This is a genomic window from Halanaerobium kushneri (genome assembly GCF_900156285.1).
Lineage (GTDB): Bacteria > Bacillota > Halanaerobiia > Halanaerobiales > Halanaerobiaceae > Halanaerobium > Halanaerobium kushneri.
The window spans coordinates 83,608-103,849 of the sequence record NZ_FTNC01000011.1 but is presented as its reverse complement, the minus strand read 5'-3'; the positions used below and the strand labels follow the sequence as shown (position 1 = coordinate 103,849).

Annotated in this window: 16 protein-coding genes and 1 rRNA gene; all 17 read left to right on the top strand. The window is 32.8% G+C overall.

Going from position 1 to position 20,242, the window contains the following annotated elements:
* Positions 1-38: 38 nt before the first annotated feature.
* The 17 genes from rrf to BW929_RS09025 all read left to right on the top strand — a co-directional run bounded on the left by rrf (position 39) and on the right by BW929_RS09025 (position 20,200).
* A 5S ribosomal RNA gene (gene rrf / locus BW929_RS09105) occupies positions 39-155 on the top strand.
* Between the two features lie 211 nt (positions 156-366).
* Positions 367-1,548, top strand: a complete 1,182-nt coding sequence (locus BW929_RS09100) for an ROK family transcriptional regulator (RefSeq protein WP_076545160.1) — start codon at positions 367-369, stop codon at positions 1,546-1,548.
* 197 nt (positions 1,549-1,745) lie between these two features.
* Positions 1,746-2,609 (top strand): NAD(P)-dependent oxidoreductase, encoded by an 864-nt coding sequence (locus tag BW929_RS09095; RefSeq protein WP_076545158.1) that lies wholly within the window; start codon positions 1,746-1,748, stop codon positions 2,607-2,609.
* A 1-nt stretch (position 2,610) separates the two neighbouring features.
* A complete protein-coding gene (locus BW929_RS09090; protein WP_076545157.1) occupies positions 2,611-3,528 on the top strand; it encodes an AEC family transporter in 918 nt (305 codons plus the stop codon).
* Positions 3,529-3,559: 31 nt separating this feature from the next.
* Positions 3,560-4,876, top strand: coding sequence for an L-fucose/L-arabinose isomerase family protein (locus BW929_RS09085; RefSeq protein ID WP_076545155.1), 1,317 nt, complete (start codon positions 3,560-3,562; stop codon positions 4,874-4,876).
* Between the two features lie 85 nt (positions 4,877-4,961).
* Positions 4,962-6,287, top strand: a complete 1,326-nt coding sequence (locus BW929_RS09080) for an extracellular solute-binding protein (RefSeq protein ID WP_199505834.1) — start codon at positions 4,962-4,964, stop codon at positions 6,285-6,287.
* On the top strand, positions 6,280-7,197 hold the full coding sequence (locus BW929_RS09075) for a carbohydrate ABC transporter permease (RefSeq protein WP_084566153.1): 918 nt from the start codon (positions 6,280-6,282) through the stop codon (positions 7,195-7,197). The genes BW929_RS09080 and BW929_RS09075 overlap by 8 nt, the downstream gene beginning before the upstream one ends.
* Positions 7,198-7,212: 15 nt before the next feature.
* Complete coding sequence (locus tag BW929_RS09070) at positions 7,213-8,052, top strand: carbohydrate ABC transporter permease (RefSeq protein ID WP_084566152.1); 840 nt, start codon at positions 7,213-7,215, stop codon at positions 8,050-8,052.
* A 75-nt stretch (positions 8,053-8,127) separates the two neighbouring features.
* Complete coding sequence (locus BW929_RS09065) at positions 8,128-10,143, top strand: alpha-glucosidase (RefSeq protein WP_076545154.1); 2,016 nt, start codon at positions 8,128-8,130, stop codon at positions 10,141-10,143.
* Complete coding sequence (locus BW929_RS09060; RefSeq protein ID WP_076545152.1) at positions 10,140-10,811, top strand: DUF4867 family protein; 672 nt, start codon at positions 10,140-10,142, stop codon at positions 10,809-10,811. Before BW929_RS09065 ends, BW929_RS09060 begins: the two co-directional genes overlap by 4 nt.
* 62 nt (positions 10,812-10,873) lie before the next feature.
* Positions 10,874-12,004 (top strand): carbohydrate kinase family protein, encoded by a 1,131-nt coding sequence (locus BW929_RS09055; protein WP_076545151.1) that lies wholly within the window; start codon positions 10,874-10,876, stop codon positions 12,002-12,004.
* A gap of 115 nt (positions 12,005-12,119) precedes the next feature.
* Positions 12,120-12,953 carry a class II fructose-bisphosphate aldolase gene (locus tag BW929_RS09050; protein ID WP_076545149.1) on the top strand — a complete coding sequence of 278 codons (834 nt, stop codon included), beginning with the start codon at positions 12,120-12,122 and terminating at the stop codon, positions 12,951-12,953.
* A gap of 323 nt (positions 12,954-13,276) precedes the next feature.
* Positions 13,277-14,773, top strand: a complete 1,497-nt coding sequence (gene glpK / locus BW929_RS09045) for a glycerol kinase GlpK (protein ID WP_076545148.1) — start codon at positions 13,277-13,279, stop codon at positions 14,771-14,773.
* Between the two features lie 91 nt (positions 14,774-14,864).
* Positions 14,865-16,340: an NAD(P)/FAD-dependent oxidoreductase gene (locus BW929_RS09040; protein WP_076545146.1), complete on the top strand. Its 1,476-nt coding sequence runs from the start codon at positions 14,865-14,867 to the stop codon at positions 16,338-16,340.
* On the top strand, positions 16,333-17,613 hold the full coding sequence (locus BW929_RS09035; protein ID WP_076545145.1) for an NAD(P)/FAD-dependent oxidoreductase: 1,281 nt from the start codon (positions 16,333-16,335) through the stop codon (positions 17,611-17,613). The genes BW929_RS09040 and BW929_RS09035 overlap by 8 nt, the downstream gene beginning before the upstream one ends.
* Before the next feature lies 1 nt (position 17,614).
* A complete protein-coding gene (locus tag BW929_RS09030; protein WP_076545143.1) occupies positions 17,615-17,986 on the top strand; it encodes a DUF1667 domain-containing protein in 372 nt (123 codons plus the stop codon).
* 162 nt (positions 17,987-18,148) lie between these two features.
* Complete coding sequence (locus tag BW929_RS09025) at positions 18,149-20,200, top strand: methyl-accepting chemotaxis protein (RefSeq protein WP_076545142.1); 2,052 nt, start codon at positions 18,149-18,151, stop codon at positions 20,198-20,200.
* Positions 20,201-20,242: the final 42 nt, after the last annotated feature.

Sequence of the window (20,242 nt, the reverse complement as noted above, 5' to 3'; positions counted from 1 at the left end):
GCTTTAGAAGAGAGCAGAATCACATGTAAATAACGATTTCCGGTGGTAATAGCGGAGGGGCAACACTTGTTCCCATCTCGAACACAAAAGTTAAGTCCTCCAGCGCCTATGGTACTGCATTGGTAACGATGTGGGAGAGTAGGTCGCTGCCGGTCCTTTTTTTATTTATAATAGTCAAAATATTAAATCTATTAACTTAGAAAATTTTATTTGAGATTTGTTTTACATATTTACTTAATTATGTTATATTAAATTATAATATTTAATTAAAAGGTTTAATTATCTTTAATTCTAACAGGATCCTAATTAATTAGGATCTTCTTTTATTTAAATATAAAATTATTTTATTATAAGGGGAGGATATTATTGTCTGGAATAAATATGTCAAAAGTTAAAATTAATAATCGAAGTTCAATACTTAAATTGCTTAATTCAAGTGGGCCTTTGTCTAGAAAAGATATTTCTGAAGAAATTGGTTTAACTCCTGCTGCTGTTAGCAATTTAATTAAAGAATTAATAGAAGAAAAAGTAGTTCAGGAGAAGGGCGAAGTAGAAAATGAAATAAAAAAATCTGGCCGGAGAGAAATACATTTAGATATAAATTATAAAATAAAAAAAGTAGTTGGTATTGATATTGGTATTAATTGTACTAAAATTGCCATATCAGATTTAAATGGAGTTATCGAAAAGAAAATCGAGATTGAAACCAATACCGATATTCAGGCGAAAGAATTTTTGAATTTTATTGCCAAAAAAACTATGGAACTTTTATTTCATAATGATTTATCTAAAGAGAATATAATCGGGATAGGAATAGGCATAGTTGGTATTGTTGATCCTATTACTGGAATTAGTCATCAGGCATATGGTATCTGGGATTATGATGTCAATATCAAAAAAATATTTAATGAAATTTTTCAAACTAAAATAATTGTTGATAATAATGTAAGAGCTCTTTCTCTTGCTGAAATTAATAACAACACTGAAGTTAAAGGAGATAATATCTTATTTATTAAATACGGACCAGGAATTGGATCTTCTTTGATAATTAATAATCGTATTTATTATGGAAGCCATAATAATGCTGGTGAGATTGGACATATGATATTAGATTATGAAGGTAAAAAATGTAGATGTGGAAAAAACGGTTGTCTGGAAAGTATTATTTCTAAAAATGCTATTTTTGAAGATTTAAAGATTGAAGAAAAAATTGATTATCATGAAAGTACAATTGATTTTGAAAATCTAATAAAAAAATATGATAAATCTCGGGATAAAATAATAGAAACAATGAATAGAGTCTCCTTTTTTATTGCCCTGGGTATTAGTAATGTTATTTCGATTTATGATCCCTCAAAAGTTATTCTCCATGGTAAAGCCTTTAGTTATGATATCTTTACAAATCAGATAAAAGAAGAATTAAAAAATATTATTCCAAAAATTAATAGGAATAATTTAATAATTAAAAGTCATTTAAAAGAAAACTATATCAGTGGTATTTCAATTGCAATAGATGAATTTTTTTATAAATCAGGCGGCACAATTTAAAAGATTTAAAATTATCTGATTTTTATGTTGACAAACTGTTTTTGGTGTATTATAATGACAAATGTGAGTTAATTAAAAGAGTTAACTAAATAATATTTATAAAAAAGACCATTATGACAGCAATTAATATTAAAAATTATTTTTTTTAAGGTTTTAATTAAAAGAGTTAATTAAATATCAGATGGGAGTGATAATTAATGAAAACAATTGGTTTTATTGGACTTGGCATTATGGGTGAGTCAATGTGTGAAAATTTAATAAAAAAAAGAGATGAAGATGTAATTGTCTATGACATTGTTGAGAAAAAAGTTGAGCAGATGGTTGAGCTAGGTGCTAAAGCGGCTAAATCTAACAGTGAAGTTGCTGCTAAATCAGATATTATTATTTCAATGGTTCCTAAAAGTGAGCATGTAAAAGCTGTTTACGAAGATATTAAAGATGAATTAACAGAAGCTAAACTATGGATTGATATGAGTACTATTAAACCCTCAGTTTCCAAAGAACTTGCAGAAAAAGTAAAAGCAAGAGGAGCTTATATGGTGGATTCCCCAGTTGTGAAAAGTAAATCAGCGGCTGTTAGTGGTACACTGGGTATATATTTTGGTGGTAAAAAAGAAATTTTTGAAAAAGTTAAAGAAATATTATTAACTATGGGAGAAAATATAATATATTTAGGTGATAATGGATCAGGTCTGGTAATGAAGATCTGTCATAATATGTTGGTTGGTCAGATACAAAATGGAGTTAATGAAATGTTAACTATGGCAGAAAAGGCTGAAATCAATATTGATGATTTCACTAAAGCTATTTCTTATGGTGGAGGACAAAATTTTTATTTAGATGCTAAAGCTCAAAGTATAAAGGAAAGAGATTTTACTACAGCTTTTTCTGTTGAAAACATGAATAAAGATGTTGGAATAGCAAAAACAATAAAAGAAAATATGTCACTTCATTTACCTGGTATTGACTTAGTAAAAAATGTTTATGATGAGGCGATGGATTTAGGTTATGCTGGTGAGGATTTTTCTGCTACTATTAAAGTTATAGAAAATAGAAACTAAAATGAGTCAAATTAATTTTACTTTTTTAATATCGCTTTCAATTATTTTAATAACATATTTATTTAAAAAAGTGAGTATTATAGATCAAACAGATGGAAATACATTAGTTAAAATTGTAATGAATATTACTTTACCTTCATTGATAATTACTGTGTTTTCGAATATCGATTTAAGTGTTAATTTAATATTTTTACCTCTGATTTGTATTCTTTATGGCCTGATATCATGGCTTTTAGCAAGAAAAATTTTTATAAAGTTACCAAGATATAATAAGGGAAGCTTAGTCATATCTTTACTGGGTTTTAATATAGGTTTATTTGCCTATCCGTTTGTAGAAAATATTTGGGGAACCCAGGGGCTACAATATATTGCTTTTTTTGATATGGGAAATGCAGTTATTATTTTTGGTCTGACTTATATAGTTGCCAGCTTTTATAATGAACAGAAAGCTGAATATTCTATCAAAACAATATTCAAAAAACTTATAAGATTCATTCCTTTAATGAGTTATTTTTTAGCACTTATTTTAAGTTTAACAAATATTAATATTTCTAATACAATTATTTATTCAATACTCGAAAAGTTTGCCACTATCAATGGTCCGTTAGTTTTAATGATACTTGGTCTCTATCTTGATTTTTCTCTAGAAAGATCAGAAATTAAAGGAATTTTTAGGGTTATATCTTTTAAATATATCTTTGGCCTGTTGATAGGAATATCATTATATTATATTTTACCATTTGAAAAATTATATAGAGCTGTAATTTTAATTTCACTAATAATGCCAACTGGAATGGCAGTGATACCTTATTCTCTGGAAAATAATTTGAATTTAAAATTATCTGCCAGTATTGTAAATTTAACAAATATAATGAGCTTTACTTTGTTATGGGTTGTTTTTAATTTTTTATCAATTTAGAATATTTCAATTAAGTGGGAGAGATAAAACTATGAAGAAAGAAATTAATTTAGGTGTGGTTTGTCTAGGACGAAAAACATTTGACTATCAGGCAGCCGAAAGAATCTATGAAAATATAAAAAATGATTTAAAAAAAATTGAAAAAGTTAATTATACAATAATCGAAGATTTAGTAATTGAAGTAGAAGAAGCACAGACAGCTGCCAAAAGAATTAGCAGTCAAAATGTTGATGGGCTAATAGTTATCAGCGGTACTTTTCATTTAGGTCATTTGGTGCTGGAGTTAGATAAAGTTGTGGATAAACCAATTTTACTCTGGGGATTAAATGAGCTTCCTTATAATGGCGGTAAAATTCGCTTAAATTCAGTTTGTGGTGTTAACCTGAATTCATCTAATCTTTATAAGTCAGGTAATAGAGAATATTATGCTAATATAGGTGATCAGGTTGATGAAAATTGGATAGATGCCATTAGAATCAAATCTGCCCTTGAAAATGCTAAAATAGGTATTATAGGTTACAGAGCTAAAGGATTTTTTAATTTATCTTTTGATGAATTGAGAGCCTTTGAAGAAACTGGTGCTTTAATAGACCATTATGAGTTAAAAGAGCTATGGGAATTTGATGTATCAGATAAAGATATAGCAGCCAGGCGTGAACAATTAAAAGAAGTTTTTGATGTAAGTGATATTTCAACTGAGCAGTTAGATAAAGTAGCAAGTTTAAGTGCTAAAATTCAGAATTTTGTTGATAGTAAGGGACTATCTGCTTTAGCAATTAGATGCTGGCCCGAATTTGCTGATAATTTTGGAATTTCGCCCTGTGCAGCAATGTCATTATTACAATCCGAAGATTATATTTTAGGTTGTGAAGGTGATGTTGAAGGAACTATGTCAATGCTGGCACATCAAGCAGTTGGTGCAGAAACACCATTCTTGGCTGATTTATCTCAGGTGGATCTAGAAGAAAATTACGCTCTCTTATGGCATTGTGGAGTTGCTCCCTGTAATTTATGGGATGGCAGTTGTAATATCTCTTTAGATAGCTATTTTGCTGGAGGGAGAGGAGTAACAGCGGACTTTGTGATGAAGAGTGATCAATTTTCTGTATTACGATTTGATTCAGCCCAGGGAGAGTATAGAGTCTTTCTGCAAAAAGGTGAAGGAATACCAATGGAAAAAGATCTCAAAGGAACATATTTCAAAGGACGTTTTGAAAAGAATATTAACGAAGTTTTAGATACAGTTGTAAATAATGGAGTTGCACATCACATATCAGTTGTTTATGGTGATTATACTGAAGCCTTTAAAATATTTGCTGATATTAAAAAGTGGAAAGTTATTGAATAGTTTGCTTTATTTTAATTACAATTATTGGAGGTGATAATAAAATAAGTTTGTTTTTTCGATATAAAAAATTAAAGGGGGAAGTTAAATGTTATTCAGAAAGTCAATTATTTTTTCATTAACATTACTTATGATTTTAGGTAGTATGTTTTTAGTATTTGGGTCAGTTTCTGCTCAAGATAAACCCTATGAAGGAACAAAGATTAATGTTTTAGTTTGGCGAGATGCACATACAAAAGCTGTTAAAGAAAGAGTATCAGAATTTGAAGAAATGACAGGTATTGATGTAGTAATTGATGATCTTCCAACTCAGTCACTAACTCAAAAAATGGCAATGAATGTTACAACTGAGACTGGTAAATATGATTTAGTTGCAGTTGATGAGCCATATGTTCCTCAGTTTGCTGAGTATTTCCTTGATTACAAAGATTGGCCAGCTCCAAAAGTTATGGATGGAAAAATTCAATTATCAGAAATCCCCGAAGGAGCTGTTACTGCTGCAGCCTGGAATAATAGCATTAAAGGTCTTCCTATAAATGCTAATGCATATATTATGATTTATAGAAAAGATCTAGTTGAAAATAAAGAAAACCAAAAAGCATTTAAAGATGAGTATGGATATGAATTACAGGCTCCTGATACATTAGAGCAGTTAAATGATATGGCAGAATTCTTTTATAATCCCGATGAAATGATGTATGGATATGCACCATTTACTGTAAAATCTGAAGGAGCTACGGTTGAAGCAATGTGGCTTTTTAAAAGCTTTGGAGTTGATATCTTAGATCAAAATCTAAATGTAGTTCTCGATGTTGATAAGGCTGTTGCTGCTCTTGATTATTATAAGAAAATATTAGAATTTGGACCTCCTTCTAAATTAAGTATGGGTCATCCGGAGACTATTCAAAATGTAAATGCCGGTAATGTATTTGCTACACTTCAGTGGCCTGCTATTATAGCTGGACATGAAAATCCAAAGGAATCAAGAGTTGCTGGCAAACTTGGTTATCCATTAAATCCTGAAGGTCCAGGTGGAAGAGCTGCAATTACTGGTGTTTGGTCTTTAACAATGCCTAAAGTTTCAGAAAATAAACAGGCAGCTGCTGAATTTGCCTATTGGTGGGGAAGTTATGAATCTGGAAAAGAATTGGTTGAAGCTGGTATGAGTCCAATTCGTAAAGACCTATTAACAGATCCTATGCTTCAGAAAGATCACCCCTGGTATAAATCAGTACTTGCTAATTTAGATAAAGCGGCAGTTCACAGACCGAGATTCCCTGAATATATGAAAGTATCTGATAAAGTTCAATTATATTTCGCCAAAGTAATAAATAATGAAATGGAGCCCAGAAAAGCTATGACAGAAATGAAATCAGAGATAGAAAATATAATTGAGGAATATAAGAATGATTAAGAAGTTAAAAAATACTATTGAAGGGAGCCTCATTAAATGGGGCTTCCTTGAAAAAAAGGATGATATTATTCCTTATGCATTTCTGGCTCCTGCATTAATAATACTTGGCGGAATTCTATTTTTTCCTTTAGTCTATTCATTTGTTTTATCATTTTTCAACTGGAATATGACGCAGTCTGGAGGGGCTGAATTTGTCTTTCTGGATAATTTTATAAAATTATTTGGCAATGGTGCCTTCTGGCATTCAGTTAGACTTCAAGTTTTATTTGTTGCAATTAGTGTATTTTTGGAATTATTAATTGGACTTGGAGTGGCAATGCTTTTAAATCATAATTTTGCTGGTGAACATGTTGTTAGGGCTCTATTATTATTGCCTGTTTTTATATTACCCGTAGTATCTGGCTTAACATTTAGATTTATGTATGATCCACAATACGGAGCAATTAACTGGTTAATTGGATTATTTGGTTTTAATCCAGTACCATTTCTAAGTAAGTCTACCTTTGCTTTTGTAGCAATTATTATTCAGGATGTCTGGCGGATGTGGCCTTTTATGTTTATGATATTATATGCCAGTCTGAGCTCCTTACCTGAATCTCCATATGAAGCTGCTGCTATTTCTGGAGCTACTAAATGGCAGGTATTTAGACATGTGACTTTACCGATGCTTAAGCCTTCAATAGTTATAGCTGTTATCTTAAGAATTGTGAATGCTTTAAAGGCGTTTTCTGAGATCTATGTTATGACAAATGGGGGGCCTGGTGATGCTACAAGTATTATGTCAATATTTATTTATAAAAATGCCTTTGATTTTTATGAAATGGGATATTCAGCGGCAGCCTCTTATGTATTAGTTGCCATTGCACTCGCATTTTCAATTTATCTGGTTAAAACACAATTTGAATTTTAAAGTGGGGTGATATAATTGCTAAATAAAGATGTAAGTAAGTGGAAATTGAATAAAAAAGCTATTTTTTATATTTCAGTTTTAATATTATTATTGATAGAATTGTTTCCGATTATTTTAGTGTTTTTAACCAGTTTTAAATCACAAATCGATATTTTTAATGCAAATCCATTTTCGGCTTTTATGCCAACTTTAGATAATTATAAGGAAGTCTTGATTGATCGAACTTTTTTAAATAATTTGAAACATAGTATGATTATAGCTCTCGTAACTACAACTATCTCAGTTGTCTTTGGAGTTATGGCTTCTTACAGTTTTGCGAGATTTAATTTTAAAGGTGATCAGAAAATAGGACTGGCAATTTTAGCCAGCAGAATGATACCTCCAATCACTCTTTCCGTACCCTTATTTTTATTAATGAGAAAGGTGGCCTTACTTGATACATATTTCGGTTTAATACTGGCCCATGTTAGTTTTATTATGCCTTATGTAATCTGGATGACTCTACCTTTTTTTCAGGGAATACCAAAAGCTTACGAAGAAGCTGCATTAATCGATGGCTGTTCTCGCTTTGGAGCATTTTATAAAATATTTGTTCCACTGGTGGCTCCTGGTCTTGTAGTCTCAGCGACCTTTAGTTTTCTCTTTTCCTGGAATGATTTTCTTTATGCTCTGATTTTAGCAGGTTCTGAACTAAAAACCGCTCCAATAGTTGTTAGTGGTTTTATTGGTCAGTTTGGACCTAAATGGGGTTCTATGACAGCAGCTGGGAGCTTAATCTTAATTCCAATTTTCATTTTTGCCTTGATTTTACAAAAGTATATTATTTCCGGACTTGCTGTAGGAGGAATTGATTAATCAAAAAATTGCTGAAAATAATGTAGTATATATTAGCATTTACTATTTTCATTATAGGTTTGGAGGAAAACTTTTATGCTAAATTTATTTGAAAAAGAAAATGAGTTTAAAATAGAATTTAATGGAAGAACTTTAATTAAGCATTCAGATAAATCTCCTTTTATATTTATTGGGCAGGGAGAAGCAGAATACAATATGTATAGAGGTAATTTTGATATAGAAAATTATTTAGAAAGCCGAATACCATTAAAATATTTTGTAATTGCAAAAGAAGATAACGATTATTTAATCAAGTTGAAAAAATGTCCTGAAGAAAAGTTCAGCCTCAAATTAAAGGTTGGACATTCAGAAGGACAGCTAAAAATAGAATTTCTTGAAAATAATATAAATGCCAACCGAATCTGGCTGAGAGTTAATGCTAAAAAAGAAGAAAAGATATATGGTTGTGGGGAACAGTTATCTTATTTTAACTTGAGAGGGAAAAACTTTCCGCTCTGGACTTCAGAACCTGGTGTAGGTAGAAATAAAAACACATATACAACCTGGCAGGCTGATGTTAAAGATAAAGCAGGAGGGGATTATTATACTACCAATTATCCTCAGCCTACTTTTATTTCAACTGAGAAGTATTACTGTCATCTGGAGAGTACTGCTTACCTTGATTTTAACTTTAAAAACGAAGGGTTTCATGAACTTGAAGTCTGGGAGATACCAGAATATCTTCTTTTTGAAACAGGAGAGAATTATCTTGAGATAATAGAAAAACTGACTGCTTTTTTAGGTAGACAGCCAGAACTTCCTGACTGGGTATATAATGGCCTAATTTTAGGTATACAGGGAGGAACAAAATTTGTTTTTGATAAAAAAGATGAGCTAAAGGAGAAAGGGCTTAAACTTTCTGCCTTATGGTGCCAGGACTGGCAAGGTGTAAAACATACTAGTTTTGGTAAAAGACTGAGCTGGAACTGGGAATGGAATCAAGAATTATATCCAGAACTTGATCAAAAAATAAAAGAACTCAAAGAAGAAGATATTCGTTTTATGGGGTATATTAATCCTTATGTTCTGGAAGGTAAAAGTCTTTATCAACAGGCAGTAGAGCATGATTATCTTGCTTATGACAGTGAAGGTGAGATTTATTTAGTTGATTTCGGTGAATTTTACTGTGGGGTAGTTGATTTTACAAATCCTGAAGCTTTTAATTGGTATAAAGAAGTAATCAAAGAAAATTTAATTGATTTTGGTCTTGCTGGCTGGATGGCTGATTTTGGTGAATATCTGCCAACCGACTGTGTTTTGAATAATAGTAAAAGTGCTGAAATTATGCATAATGCCTGGCCTGCAATTTGGGCCAGATTGAATTATGAAGCAGTTAAAGAGGCAGGGAAATTAGAGGAAGTTTTATATTTTATGAGAGCAGGATTTACAGGAAATCAGAAATACTGTACTTTAATGTGGGCAGGAGATCAGAGTGTTAACTGGAGTCTGGACGATGGTCTGGCCTCAGTTATTCCGGCAGCCCTTTCAATGGGGATGACCGGCTGTGGTTTACATCACAGTGATATAGGTGGCTATACAAGTCTGCACGGTAATATAAGGAGTAAAGAATTATTTATGCGCTGGGCAGAAATGGCAGCCTTTACTCCAGTAATGAGAACCCATGAGGGTAATAGACCAGATGATAATTTTCAGTTTTATAATGATAGAGAGGCTATAGAGCATCTAAGTAAAATGACTGATGTCTATACTAAACTTAAAAAATATATAAAGGATGCGGTTAAAGAAAATGCAGAAAGAGGAATTCCCGTACAGAGACCTTTATTTTTACACTACGAAGAAGACAAAAGAGTCTATGATTTAAAATATCAATATTTACTTGGCCGTGATCTTATGGTGGCTCCAGTATATGAAAAAAACAAAAAGGAATGGAGTCTCTACCTTCCGGAAGATAATTGGATTCACTTTTGGAATGGAAAAGAATACAGTGGTGGAGAAATTAAAGTTAAAGCCCCACTGGGTCAACCACCGGTGTTTTATAGAAAAGAGTCAAAGTATAAGAAACTGTTTAAGGAGGCAGCAGAAATTTCATGAGCGGTCAAAAAAATTTAAAAAGATTAAAAATGCTAAATCCAGCTTTAGAGATTAAAACCATAGAATCAGAGTCATTTCAAAAATATGGTAGGAAAATAGTTGATCAAAGATTTGAAAAAATAAAAAATTATTTAAGTTCTGAAACTAAAATTCCGGAAAAAGGAAATATATATCAGGCAGATTTAGAATATTTTAGTGATTCAGAAATAAAAAAAGAAATAGAGAGAGATTATTATGGAGAAATGTCAATTGAGATAGGTTATTGTAATGGTAAAAATTCTTATCTTAATGGTCTTGAATATCACAATGGCTCAGAAATTAATATCGCAGTTACAGATTTGATATTGCTTTTAGGAGAGAAAAAAGATATTAAAGCAAACGGTTATAATTCTAGAAATATAGAGGCTTTTTATTTAAAAGAAGGAAATGTTATAGAACTTTATGGTACCAGTCTTCATTTTGCTCCCTGTCGGACTGAAGAAGAAGGTTTTAAATGTGCGGTAATACTGCTTGATGGAACTAACCAGCCGTTAGCTTATCAGGGACATGATGATCCATATCTTTTTGCAAAAAATAAGTGGCTTTTAGTTCATTCTGATAAAAAAGATCTAATTCAAAAAGGTGCCAAGCCAGCTATAAATGGTGAAAATACTGAAGTTATAATTTAGAGCTCGAATTAAATTTTAGTTTAAAAGTAATTAATATCATTTGGCATTCTGGAGGTGTAATATTGTCTTTTAATGAGATTAAAAAAATAAGTCAAAAAACATTAAAGAGACTAAAAGATATCGAAGAGAAAGAATTTGAAGCAAAAATACTCTTTGGTTTTGATGGTTTTGTAGATAATGTATGGTCTCTGGTTGAAGAAAGAAACTCAGTTAAAGACTATAAATTAATGAAGTCAATGTTGACTTTAAATGAGAGGATAAAAGAGTCAGCCGGGGGAGGATTGAGCACAGAAATATTGAGGAAAGATAAAAGAGCAGGGGGGTTTAATGCTAACACGGCTCGAGTTTTAACAGTGTTTAATTTAAAACCAACCTTGATGGCCTTTTTTGAAGGTGAAGAAATTTTTAAGGATATAATAAAAAAATCAGAGATTATAAATTTAGGTGAACCCTGCAGTGCCCAGATTTTTGAATTTAATGATGGAAAATTAATGTTTCCTAATAATGAAAATGTGAGAAATCTGGATTGGACTCAAATAAAATATAAAGTAGGATTAGACAAATTGATAAAATTATTTGAGAGATCAGATCTTATTGCTTTTGGTTATTGGGCTAATATGCCCTATTATAATAAAATAATTAAAGGCATAAAAGAAGAAATACTTCCTGAAATTAGTAGAAAAAAAAGACATTTGTTTATGGATTTTGGTAACGTTAAAAAAAGAAGTGATAGTGACTTGAGAATGTTTGCTAAAAGTTTATCTGAACTTGAAAAATATTTTAAAATTACGGTAAGTTTAAATAGGACTGAAGCTCTAGATACAGCTAAAGCCCTGGCTATAAAAAATAATAATGATAATCAAAGTTATAAAATGATGGCAGCTGCAATAAGAGCTGAGATGGGAATATCTAATTTTGTGCTGCATACGAACAGTTTTGCGGTAAGTGCAGCGGCTGACGGTGTAAAAAAATTAAAACAACCTTACTGTCAAAAACCTTTGTTAACAACTGGATCAGGAGATACTTTTAATGGAGGATATATACTGGGGCTTTTACTTTCAGCTGATAGAGAAATTCAACTTGCAGTTGCAAGTGTAACAGCAGGGTATTATATTAGAAATGGAAGACCGCCTAAAAGAAATGAAATGATTGAATTTTTAAGAGGTTATCCGGGATTATTTTTAAATGAATAATATTTTTATAATTATATATTTTATAAATTAAAATACGATAAATATTGAACTTAAATTTTCTTAATTTCGTTAAATATTAATATTTTAAAATAATTTTGCAATAGGAGAGGTATAAGTGATAAATCTAAAGGAAATTTTAGCAGAAACAGAAAATGGTTTTGCGGTCGGTAATTTTAATGTACATAATATGGAATATGTTCAGGGAGTGGTAGAGGCAGCCGAAGAAACACAGTCACCTGTAATTATTGCAATTACAGAGCGCCCTCTCAAATATTATGGAATAGATTATTTAATTAATACAGTAAAAGCAGCAGAAAAAAATTGTTCAGTACCACTTTGTTTACATTTAGATCATGGAGATAATTTAGAGATAGTTTTTAGGTGCATTGAGGCCGGTTTTTCATCAGTAATGTATGATGGTTCTCATTTACCAATTGAAGAAAATATAGCAAATACCAGAAAAGTGGTTGAAAAAGCAGCAGAATATGGAATATACGCAGAAGCAGAATTAGGTAAACTGCAGGGGATTGAAGATGGAAAAGAGTCAACAGAAAGTGCACTAACTGATCCGGAAGAAGCCAAAAGATTTGTTGAAGAAACAGGAGTCGCAGTACTTGCAGTAGCAGTAGGTACAGCACATGGTTTTTATGATGGAGAACCCAAATTAGATTTTGAGAGGCTGGAGGCAATTAGAGAAAAGGTTGATGTACCATTAGTCTTACATGGAGGTTCTGGTGTGCCAGAAGCAAGTGTCAAAAAAGCAATAGATATTGGGATTTCTAAAGTGAATGTTGGTACTGAATTAAAGGTTGCATTTAATCAGGGAATTAAGGGTGTCTGGGAAGAAAACCCTGATGAAATTGAATGTACAAAAATTATGGGAGCAGCTCGGGAAGGCGTAAAAAATAAAGTTATTGAAAAAATAAATCTTTTTAGATCAAATATTTAGTCTAATAAATATAAAAGGGGAATTTCTAGTTAAGAGATTTCCTTTTTATAATTTGTTTATTAATTAAACTTTGTAAAGTGTTTGACAATAATTATTTTTAATGCTATACTTTGTTTAAAGTTAAATAAAAAAAGAGGTTGAGCCGAAGAGAAAACCTTATTGAGATTTAGAGGGGGTAGTTTACCCAATTTTATCTAAATTTCAATAAGGTTTTTTGTATTTTAAAAGGAAAAATGAATTAGAATCTAGAAATTGATTATAAGAGTTTAAATATTCATTTATCTTTTAAGGTATTAAATAAAAATAAATGGGGGAATATAAAAATGGAAGATTATATTTTAGCAATTGATCAGGGTACCACAAGTTCCCGGGCAATAGTTTTTAATCATGACGGAGAAATTGTTACTTCTTCACAGAGAGAATTTACTCAGCATTTTCCCAGGCCGGGTTGGGTTGAGCATGATCCAGATGAAATTTGGGGTACTACTCTGGCTGTAATGGCAGATGCAATGGGGAGAAAAGATATTAATCCTTCTCAAATTGCAGCGATTGGAATCACCAATCAAAGAGAAACCACAGTTGTCTGGGATGCTGAAACTGGCAAACCTATTCATAATGCTATTGTCTGGCAGGATAGAAGAACTGCTGCAATCTGTGATCAACTTAAAGAACAGGGTTTAGAAGAAACAATCAAAAGTAAAACTGGTCTTGTAGTGGATGCTTATTTTTCTGGAACAAAAATTAAATGGTTGCTGGATAATGTGGAGGGTGCTAGAGAAAAAGCCAAAAATGGGGAATTAAGATTTGGAACCATTGACAGCTGGTTAATCTGGAAGCTGACAGGTGGTAAAACACATGTAACTGATTATACCAATGCTTCCAGGACAATGGTTTATAATATATTTGATTTAGAATGGGATCAGGAGATGCTTGACATTTTAGAAATTCCAGCCTCAATGCTGCCCGAAGTAAAACAATCAAGTGAGGTTTACGGAGAAACAGCTGACTATCATTTTTTTGGTCAAAATGTTCCAATTGCAGGTATTGCAGGCGATCAGCAGGCTGCTACCTTTGGTCAGGTTTGCTACGAAGAGGGAATGGCAAAAAATACATATGGAACTGGCTGTTTTATGCTAATGAATACTGGAGAAAAGGCTGTGAAGTCGGAAAATGGACTTTTAACAACTATAGCTTATGGCGTAGATGGCAAGGTTAATTATGCTTTAGAAGGCTCAATATTTATTGCTGGAGCTGCAATTCAGTGGCTTCGAGATGAGATGGAATTAATTAATTCTGCTCCAGAATCAGAAGAACATGCTCGGAAGGTTGATGATACAGGTGGGGTATATGTAGTTCCAGCTTTCGCCGGACTGGGAGCTCCCTACTGGGATATGTATGCCAGGGGTACAATTGTCGGTTTAACAAGAGGCTCTTCTAAGGATCACATCATTAGGGCTACTCTGGAATCAATTGCCTATCAGAGTAGAGATGTTTTAGAAGCAATGGAAGCTGATTCGGGGATAGAACTTAAAAAAATGAGAGTAGATGGTGGTGCAGCAATGAATGATTTTTTAATGCAATTCCAGGCAGATATACTTGGCTCAGAAGTAGAAAGACCCGAAATTAATGAAACCACTGCTTTAGGAGCAGCATATTTAGCGGGACTGGCTGTAGGATACTGGGAAAATAAAGAAGAGTTGATTGAAAAGTGGAAGAAAAATAAAGATTTTAAATCTGAGATGGCTGCTGAGAGAAGAGAAAAATTATATAAAGGCTGGAAAAAAGCAGTTGAGCGTTCTAAAAACTGGTCTGAAGAATAGATAATGAAGTTAATATTTAAATTTTATTATGATTAGAGAAGTATATATACGACTATAAAATTATTTTATAATATTTTAGGGGGGAAATTCATTGAATAAAAAATATGATGTAATAATAATTGGAGCCGGAATTTCTGGCTGTGCTGTAGCCTGGAAGTTAGCCAGATATAATTTGGATATTTTGCTTCTGGAAAAAGAAGCGGATGTAGCGACAGGGACTACAAAGGCAAATACTGCAATTATGCATGCAGGCTATAATGCTGATCCTGATAAACTTAAAGGACGTTTAAATGTTAAGGGAAATGAAGAAATTAGAGAGGTTTCCAAAAAATTAAATATCCCTTATAAAGAGATTGGCTCACTGGTTGTAGGACTTGAAGATGATGACTTAAGTGTTATTGATGAACTCTATCAAAAGGGTTTAAAAAATAATGTTAAAAATATGGAGATTGTTGATCGTGAGTGGTTATTGGAGCACGAACCAAATATATCTAAAAAGGCTGTTAAAGCTCTCTGGGCACCCACAGCAGGTGTAATAACTCCCTGGGAGGCAGCACTGGCTATGGCTCAGAATGCAGTAGCCAATGGGGCAGAAGTGAAATTAGAAACCGCAGTTGAAGATGTTTTAGTTGATGAAGGAAGAGTAATTGGTGTAAAAACCAATCAGGGAGACTTTGCTGCTGACTATGTAGTCAATGCGGCCGGTCTTTATGCTGATGAGATTGCCAGAATGGTAGGAATTGAAAAAATTAATATTACTCCTCGCAAGGGAGAATATTATATATATGATCATGCTAAAGATTTTGAGGTTAATCATGTTGTTTTTCCTGTTCCAACTCCAATCAGTAAGGGTATTGTAGTTACTCCAACAGTTGAGAATAATCTTTTAATTGGGCCTACTTCTCATAATGTAGAAAGTAAAACTGACCTTGCTACAACTAGAGAAGGCTTAAAAGAAGTTTATAATGGAGCCAAAAAGCTTTATCCTGAACTAGATTTAAGAGATACAATTAGAGTTTTTGCCGGTTTAAGAGCGGCAGATGACACTGAAGATTTTGTGATTGAAGCTGCAGAGAATGTTAAAGGTTTTGTCAATGTAGCTGGAATTCAATCCCCTGGTCTTGCTTCTTCAACCGCTATAGCAGGTTATACAGCGGATATTCTAAAAGATGAAGGTTTAATTTTATCAGAAAAGAAAGATTTTATTGAAACTAGAGAAGAACCAGTTAGATTTTATGAAATGTCAAATACAGAAAGAGCAAAAATGGTAGATCAGAATAAAGATTATGGTCAGATAATCTGCCGCTGTGAAACTGTATCCTATAAAGAAATTTTGGATGCAATTAACGGTCCGGTTGGAGCCAGAACGGTAAATGCTGTTAAACGCAGAACCAGAGCTGGAGCCGGGAGATGTCAGGGTGGATTCTGTGGTCCAAGAGTTGTAGATATTCTGGCTGAGCAGCTCGGTATTGATCCAACTGAAGTTAAACAGGAAGAAGGAAATTCTCAAATTTTAGAATATAAAATTAAAGAATTACTTGGAAGCAGGGTGATGAATAATGCTTAAAGTTAAAAAAGATTTAGTCGTAATTGGTGGAGGTCCGGCTGGACTGGCTGCTGCTAAAACAGCTTATGATGATGGTATAAATGATGTAATGATTTTAGAAAGAGATTTTGAACTTGGTGGAATTTTGCCCCAGTGTATTCATAATGGATTTGGTCTTCATCACTTTAAGGAAGAACTTACCGGACCGGAATACGCACAGAGATTTATTAATGATATTGAGGAAAGAGATATTGAAGTAAAATTAGACACAATGGTTTTAGATGTTACAAAAGATAGAAAAGTTTATGCCATGAATAAAAAAGAGGGTTTTTTAGAAATAGAAGCTAAAGCTGTAGTGCTGGCAATGGGATGTCGGGAGAGAACTGCAGGAGCAATTGGTATTCCGGGTACCAGACCGGCTGGAGTTATCACTGCGGGAACAGCTCAACGCTATACTAATATTGAAGGTTTTGTACCGGGAGATGAAGTAGTAATTCTGGGTTCAGGAGATATTGGTTTAATAATGGCCCGGAGAATGAAGTTGGAAGGTGCTGATGTTAAAGCAGTCTGTGAGCTTTTACCCTATACAGGTGGTCTAACCAGAAATGTTGTTCAGTGTCTGGAAGATTATGATATTCCTCTGATGTTAAACCATACAGTAACTGCAATTAAAGGAGAAGGCCGCCTGGAGGCAGTTGAAATTTCTGAAGTTGATGAAAATCTAAAACCTATTCCAGAAACTGCAAAAACAATTAAGGCAGATACCTTATTATTATCAGTTGGTCTAATTCCGGAAAATGAGCTTTCTAAAAAGGCGGATGTGATTTTAGATGACCGCACAGGGGGACCAATAGTTAATGAAGGTCGGGAAACAAATATTGAAGGAATTTTTGCCTGTGGAAATGTGCTGCATGTACATGATTTAGTAGACTGGGTAACAGAAGAATCTCAAATTGCAGGTGCTCATGCTGCCAAGTATATCAAAGATAATTTCGAAAAAACAGGTAAATGTGCTGAAGTTAAAGCTGGGGAAAATGTAAGTTATGTTATTCCTCAAAAAATTGAACTTGAGTCGGGAGATAGGAAGCGGATTCCGCTTTATATGAGGGTATCAACTCCTTTAACAGCAGTTGATATTAATTTATATGCTGACGGAGAGAAATTATATTCTTTTTCTGAACCTTTCGCTAAACCGGGAGAGATGATAAGTGTACCTCTTGCTCAAAAGACACTGGATGATTTAGATAATCTAAGTGAGATTAAAGTTGATATTATTGAAAAGGAGGGAGAATAAAATGATAGAAACTAAAACCCTCACCTGTGTAGCCTGTCCTAAAGGTTGTGAAGTTACAGTTGAATACGAAGGTGATGAGATAATCGATATTAAAGGCAATGCCTGTCCTCAGGGACAGAGTTATGCCGAAGAGGAGATAGTAGCCCCAACCCGAATTTTACCGACAACTATAAGAGTTAAGAACGGAGCTTTAGCTCTCTGTCCTGTAAAGACAACAAAACAGATTCCCTTAGAAAAGATGTTTAAGGCTATGGAAATTATAGGAAAAAAGGAAGTTGAAGCGCCAATAAAAATGGGAGATGTTTTGATAGAGGATATACTCGGCACTGGAGCAAATATTGTTGCTACAAGGGATATGCCGGAAAAATTATAAAAAAATAATTTATCTATACCAGAAGATTTTTTATCTTCTGGTATTTTTCTATTATTTTTATAATAAATCTCTCTAATTAAGCAGGATTTTAACTTTTTAAATCAAAGTATTATTATAGAGGGTTAAAACTTAAAAAAATAAAAGAAATAGGGGATGTTGCTGTTGCTAAAAAATATGGATTTGAAGTGGAAAATAAGTATTATTTTAACAATTATTGTGATCATAGTTATGTCTGCGGTATCATTTTTTACTTATAGTTATACTCAGAATATTATGTCAGATCAAATTGATCAGAGGATAGATGTAATAAGACATAATCAGCAAGAAGAAATATTAAGCAAATTAAATCGGCTCAAGGAGAGAACAAACTATTTTGCCAGTTTTGAAGATGTTTATAATTTAGTTAATATGAGTAACTATTATGTTGAAGAGGGAGAACTAATTGATCTGGCTGGTGGTGGCTGGATGAGTACCTTTACTAATAGAGCTTCTCTGCTCCGAGATAATAACCGAATGTTTAAAGAAACTCAATTTTCTTATGTCACTACTGCCAGTGGTATTGTCTTAGTTGATTCTCGGGTAGAGGGTGAGAATAATATTTATGAATATGCCGGGAAAACATTACCGGAAGACCAGTATAAAAATATTTCTAGTGAAGAAGTACATATTATAAATGGTAAACCACATGTATTATTTGGATCTGAAATCACAAAAGAAAACGCAGATGGGGAAGAAGAAGTGATTGGCTATTATGTAATGGCCACAAATCTTGATGTGTTTTATAGTAATACTCTGGAATCACTGGAAAATGTCTCTGCTTTTAGCCTGGTCAATTCTGATGGATATATTTTAAGTAATCTGGATAGATCATTAATGGGAACTAAAATTGAAGATCCCTGGTTTACAGAACAGATAAATAATCAAAAGACATCTGCAGTTAAAGTAGGAGATAATAGAACTCGTTATTTTGATCAGATAAGTGAAGAATATGGAATTTACATGGGAATTGATGTACCTCAGGAAGTAATTAATGGTCCTGTAAATAATGTTAGAAATATAATTTTAATTATTGCTTTAATTGGTGTAATTGTCTTATTTGTTGCGAACTATTTATTATTGAACTGGCAGCTAAAACCACTAAATAGTTTAATTGTGGCTTTTGATGAACTGGCTGCAGGTAATTTAAGTGAAAAAATATTATTAACTAAAAGTGCAGATAAAAACGATGAGATAGGCAAATTGAGTAAATCTTTTAATAATATGGTTAAAGAGTTTAAGCAGGTAATTTTAAATATTAATCAGGCTTCAGATGAAGTTGAAGAATCTTCCAGCTATTTAAAGGAAGTATCAACAGAAGTTGGAGATGTTTCTACTCAAGTAGCACAATCAATAAATGATGTTGCTTCTGGTGCAGATGATCAGGCTGCCAGTGTTGATAATATTAATCAGCAAATTAAAACTCTGGCAAATGATATTGAAAAATTAAAACAGTCGAATCAGGAAGTTGAATCTCTGGCTGAAGATATGGAAACAGCAGCTGCAGGTGGTAAAACAGAAATGGATAAGGTTAGCAGCCAGATGGCAAAGATTAGAAATGCTATCCAGGAAGTTGCTTCTGGTATCTCTAATTTAGAATCAATTTCGAATGAAATCGATGAGATTTTAAATATTATTAATAATATTGCCGAACAGACAAATTTACTTGCTTTAAATGCGGCAATTGAGGCAGCAAGAGCAGGAGAGGCTGGACGTGGATTTTCAGTAGTTGCAGATGAGATTAGAGAACTGGCCGAAGAATCAGTAAATTCAGCAGGTGAAATCAGAAAGCTGGTAGAGGATGTTAAAATTGAAACTGAAACAGCAAGTTCGAGGATGGATGATGGTATTGAAGAAATTCAAAATGGAGAAAGAGTTGTAAGTAGTGCTGAAGACTCTTTTGCTGATATAGAAAGTAAAATAAAAAATGCTTCCACCGGTATAGCTTCTTCAATCAAAATTGTGGAGGAAGTAGATAATTATAGTGAAAAAATCGTACAGGAAGTTGGGGAAATTGCAAGTATTTCGGAAGAAACTTCTGCCAATACAGAAGAAGTAGCTGCTGCAAGTCAGGAACAGAATGCGTCAATAGAAGAAATTACTTCACTTGCTGATTCTCTAGCTGATATGTCTGCTAATTTGAATCAATTAGTTAATAGATTTGATTTAAATTCTTAAAGTAATTATTATTTACTCCCGGTCAGATGGCTGGGAGTTTTC

Bases quoted from the DNA above. Each gene is read 5' to 3' on its own strand.
- BW929_RS09090 (WP_076545157.1), top strand. From the start codon at position 2,611: ATGAGTCAAATTAATTTTACTTTTTTAATATCGCTTTCAATTATTTTA.
- BW929_RS09080 (WP_199505834.1), top strand. From the start codon at position 4,962: ATGTTATTCAGAAAGTCAATTATTTTTTCATTAACATTACTTATGATT.
- BW929_RS09030 (WP_076545143.1), top strand. From the start codon at position 17,615: ATGATAGAAACTAAAACCCTCACCTGTGTAGCCTGTCCTAAAGGTTGT.
- BW929_RS09065 (WP_076545154.1), top strand. From the start codon at position 8,128: ATGCTAAATTTATTTGAAAAAGAAAATGAGTTTAAAATAGAATTTAAT.
- BW929_RS09075 (WP_084566153.1), top strand. From the start codon at position 6,280: ATGATTAAGAAGTTAAAAAATACTATTGAAGGGAGCCTCATTAAATGG.
- BW929_RS09095 (WP_076545158.1), top strand. From the start codon at position 1,746: ATGAAAACAATTGGTTTTATTGGACTTGGCATTATGGGTGAGTCAATG.
- BW929_RS09060 (WP_076545152.1), top strand. From the start codon at position 10,140: ATGAGCGGTCAAAAAAATTTAAAAAGATTAAAAATGCTAAATCCAGCT.
- BW929_RS09085 (WP_076545155.1), top strand. From the start codon at position 3,560: ATGAAGAAAGAAATTAATTTAGGTGTGGTTTGTCTAGGACGAAAAACA.
- glpK (WP_076545148.1), top strand. From the start codon at position 13,277: ATGGAAGATTATATTTTAGCAATTGATCAGGGTACCACAAGTTCCCGG.
- BW929_RS09035 (WP_076545145.1), top strand. From the start codon at position 16,333: ATGCTTAAAGTTAAAAAAGATTTAGTCGTAATTGGTGGAGGTCCGGCT.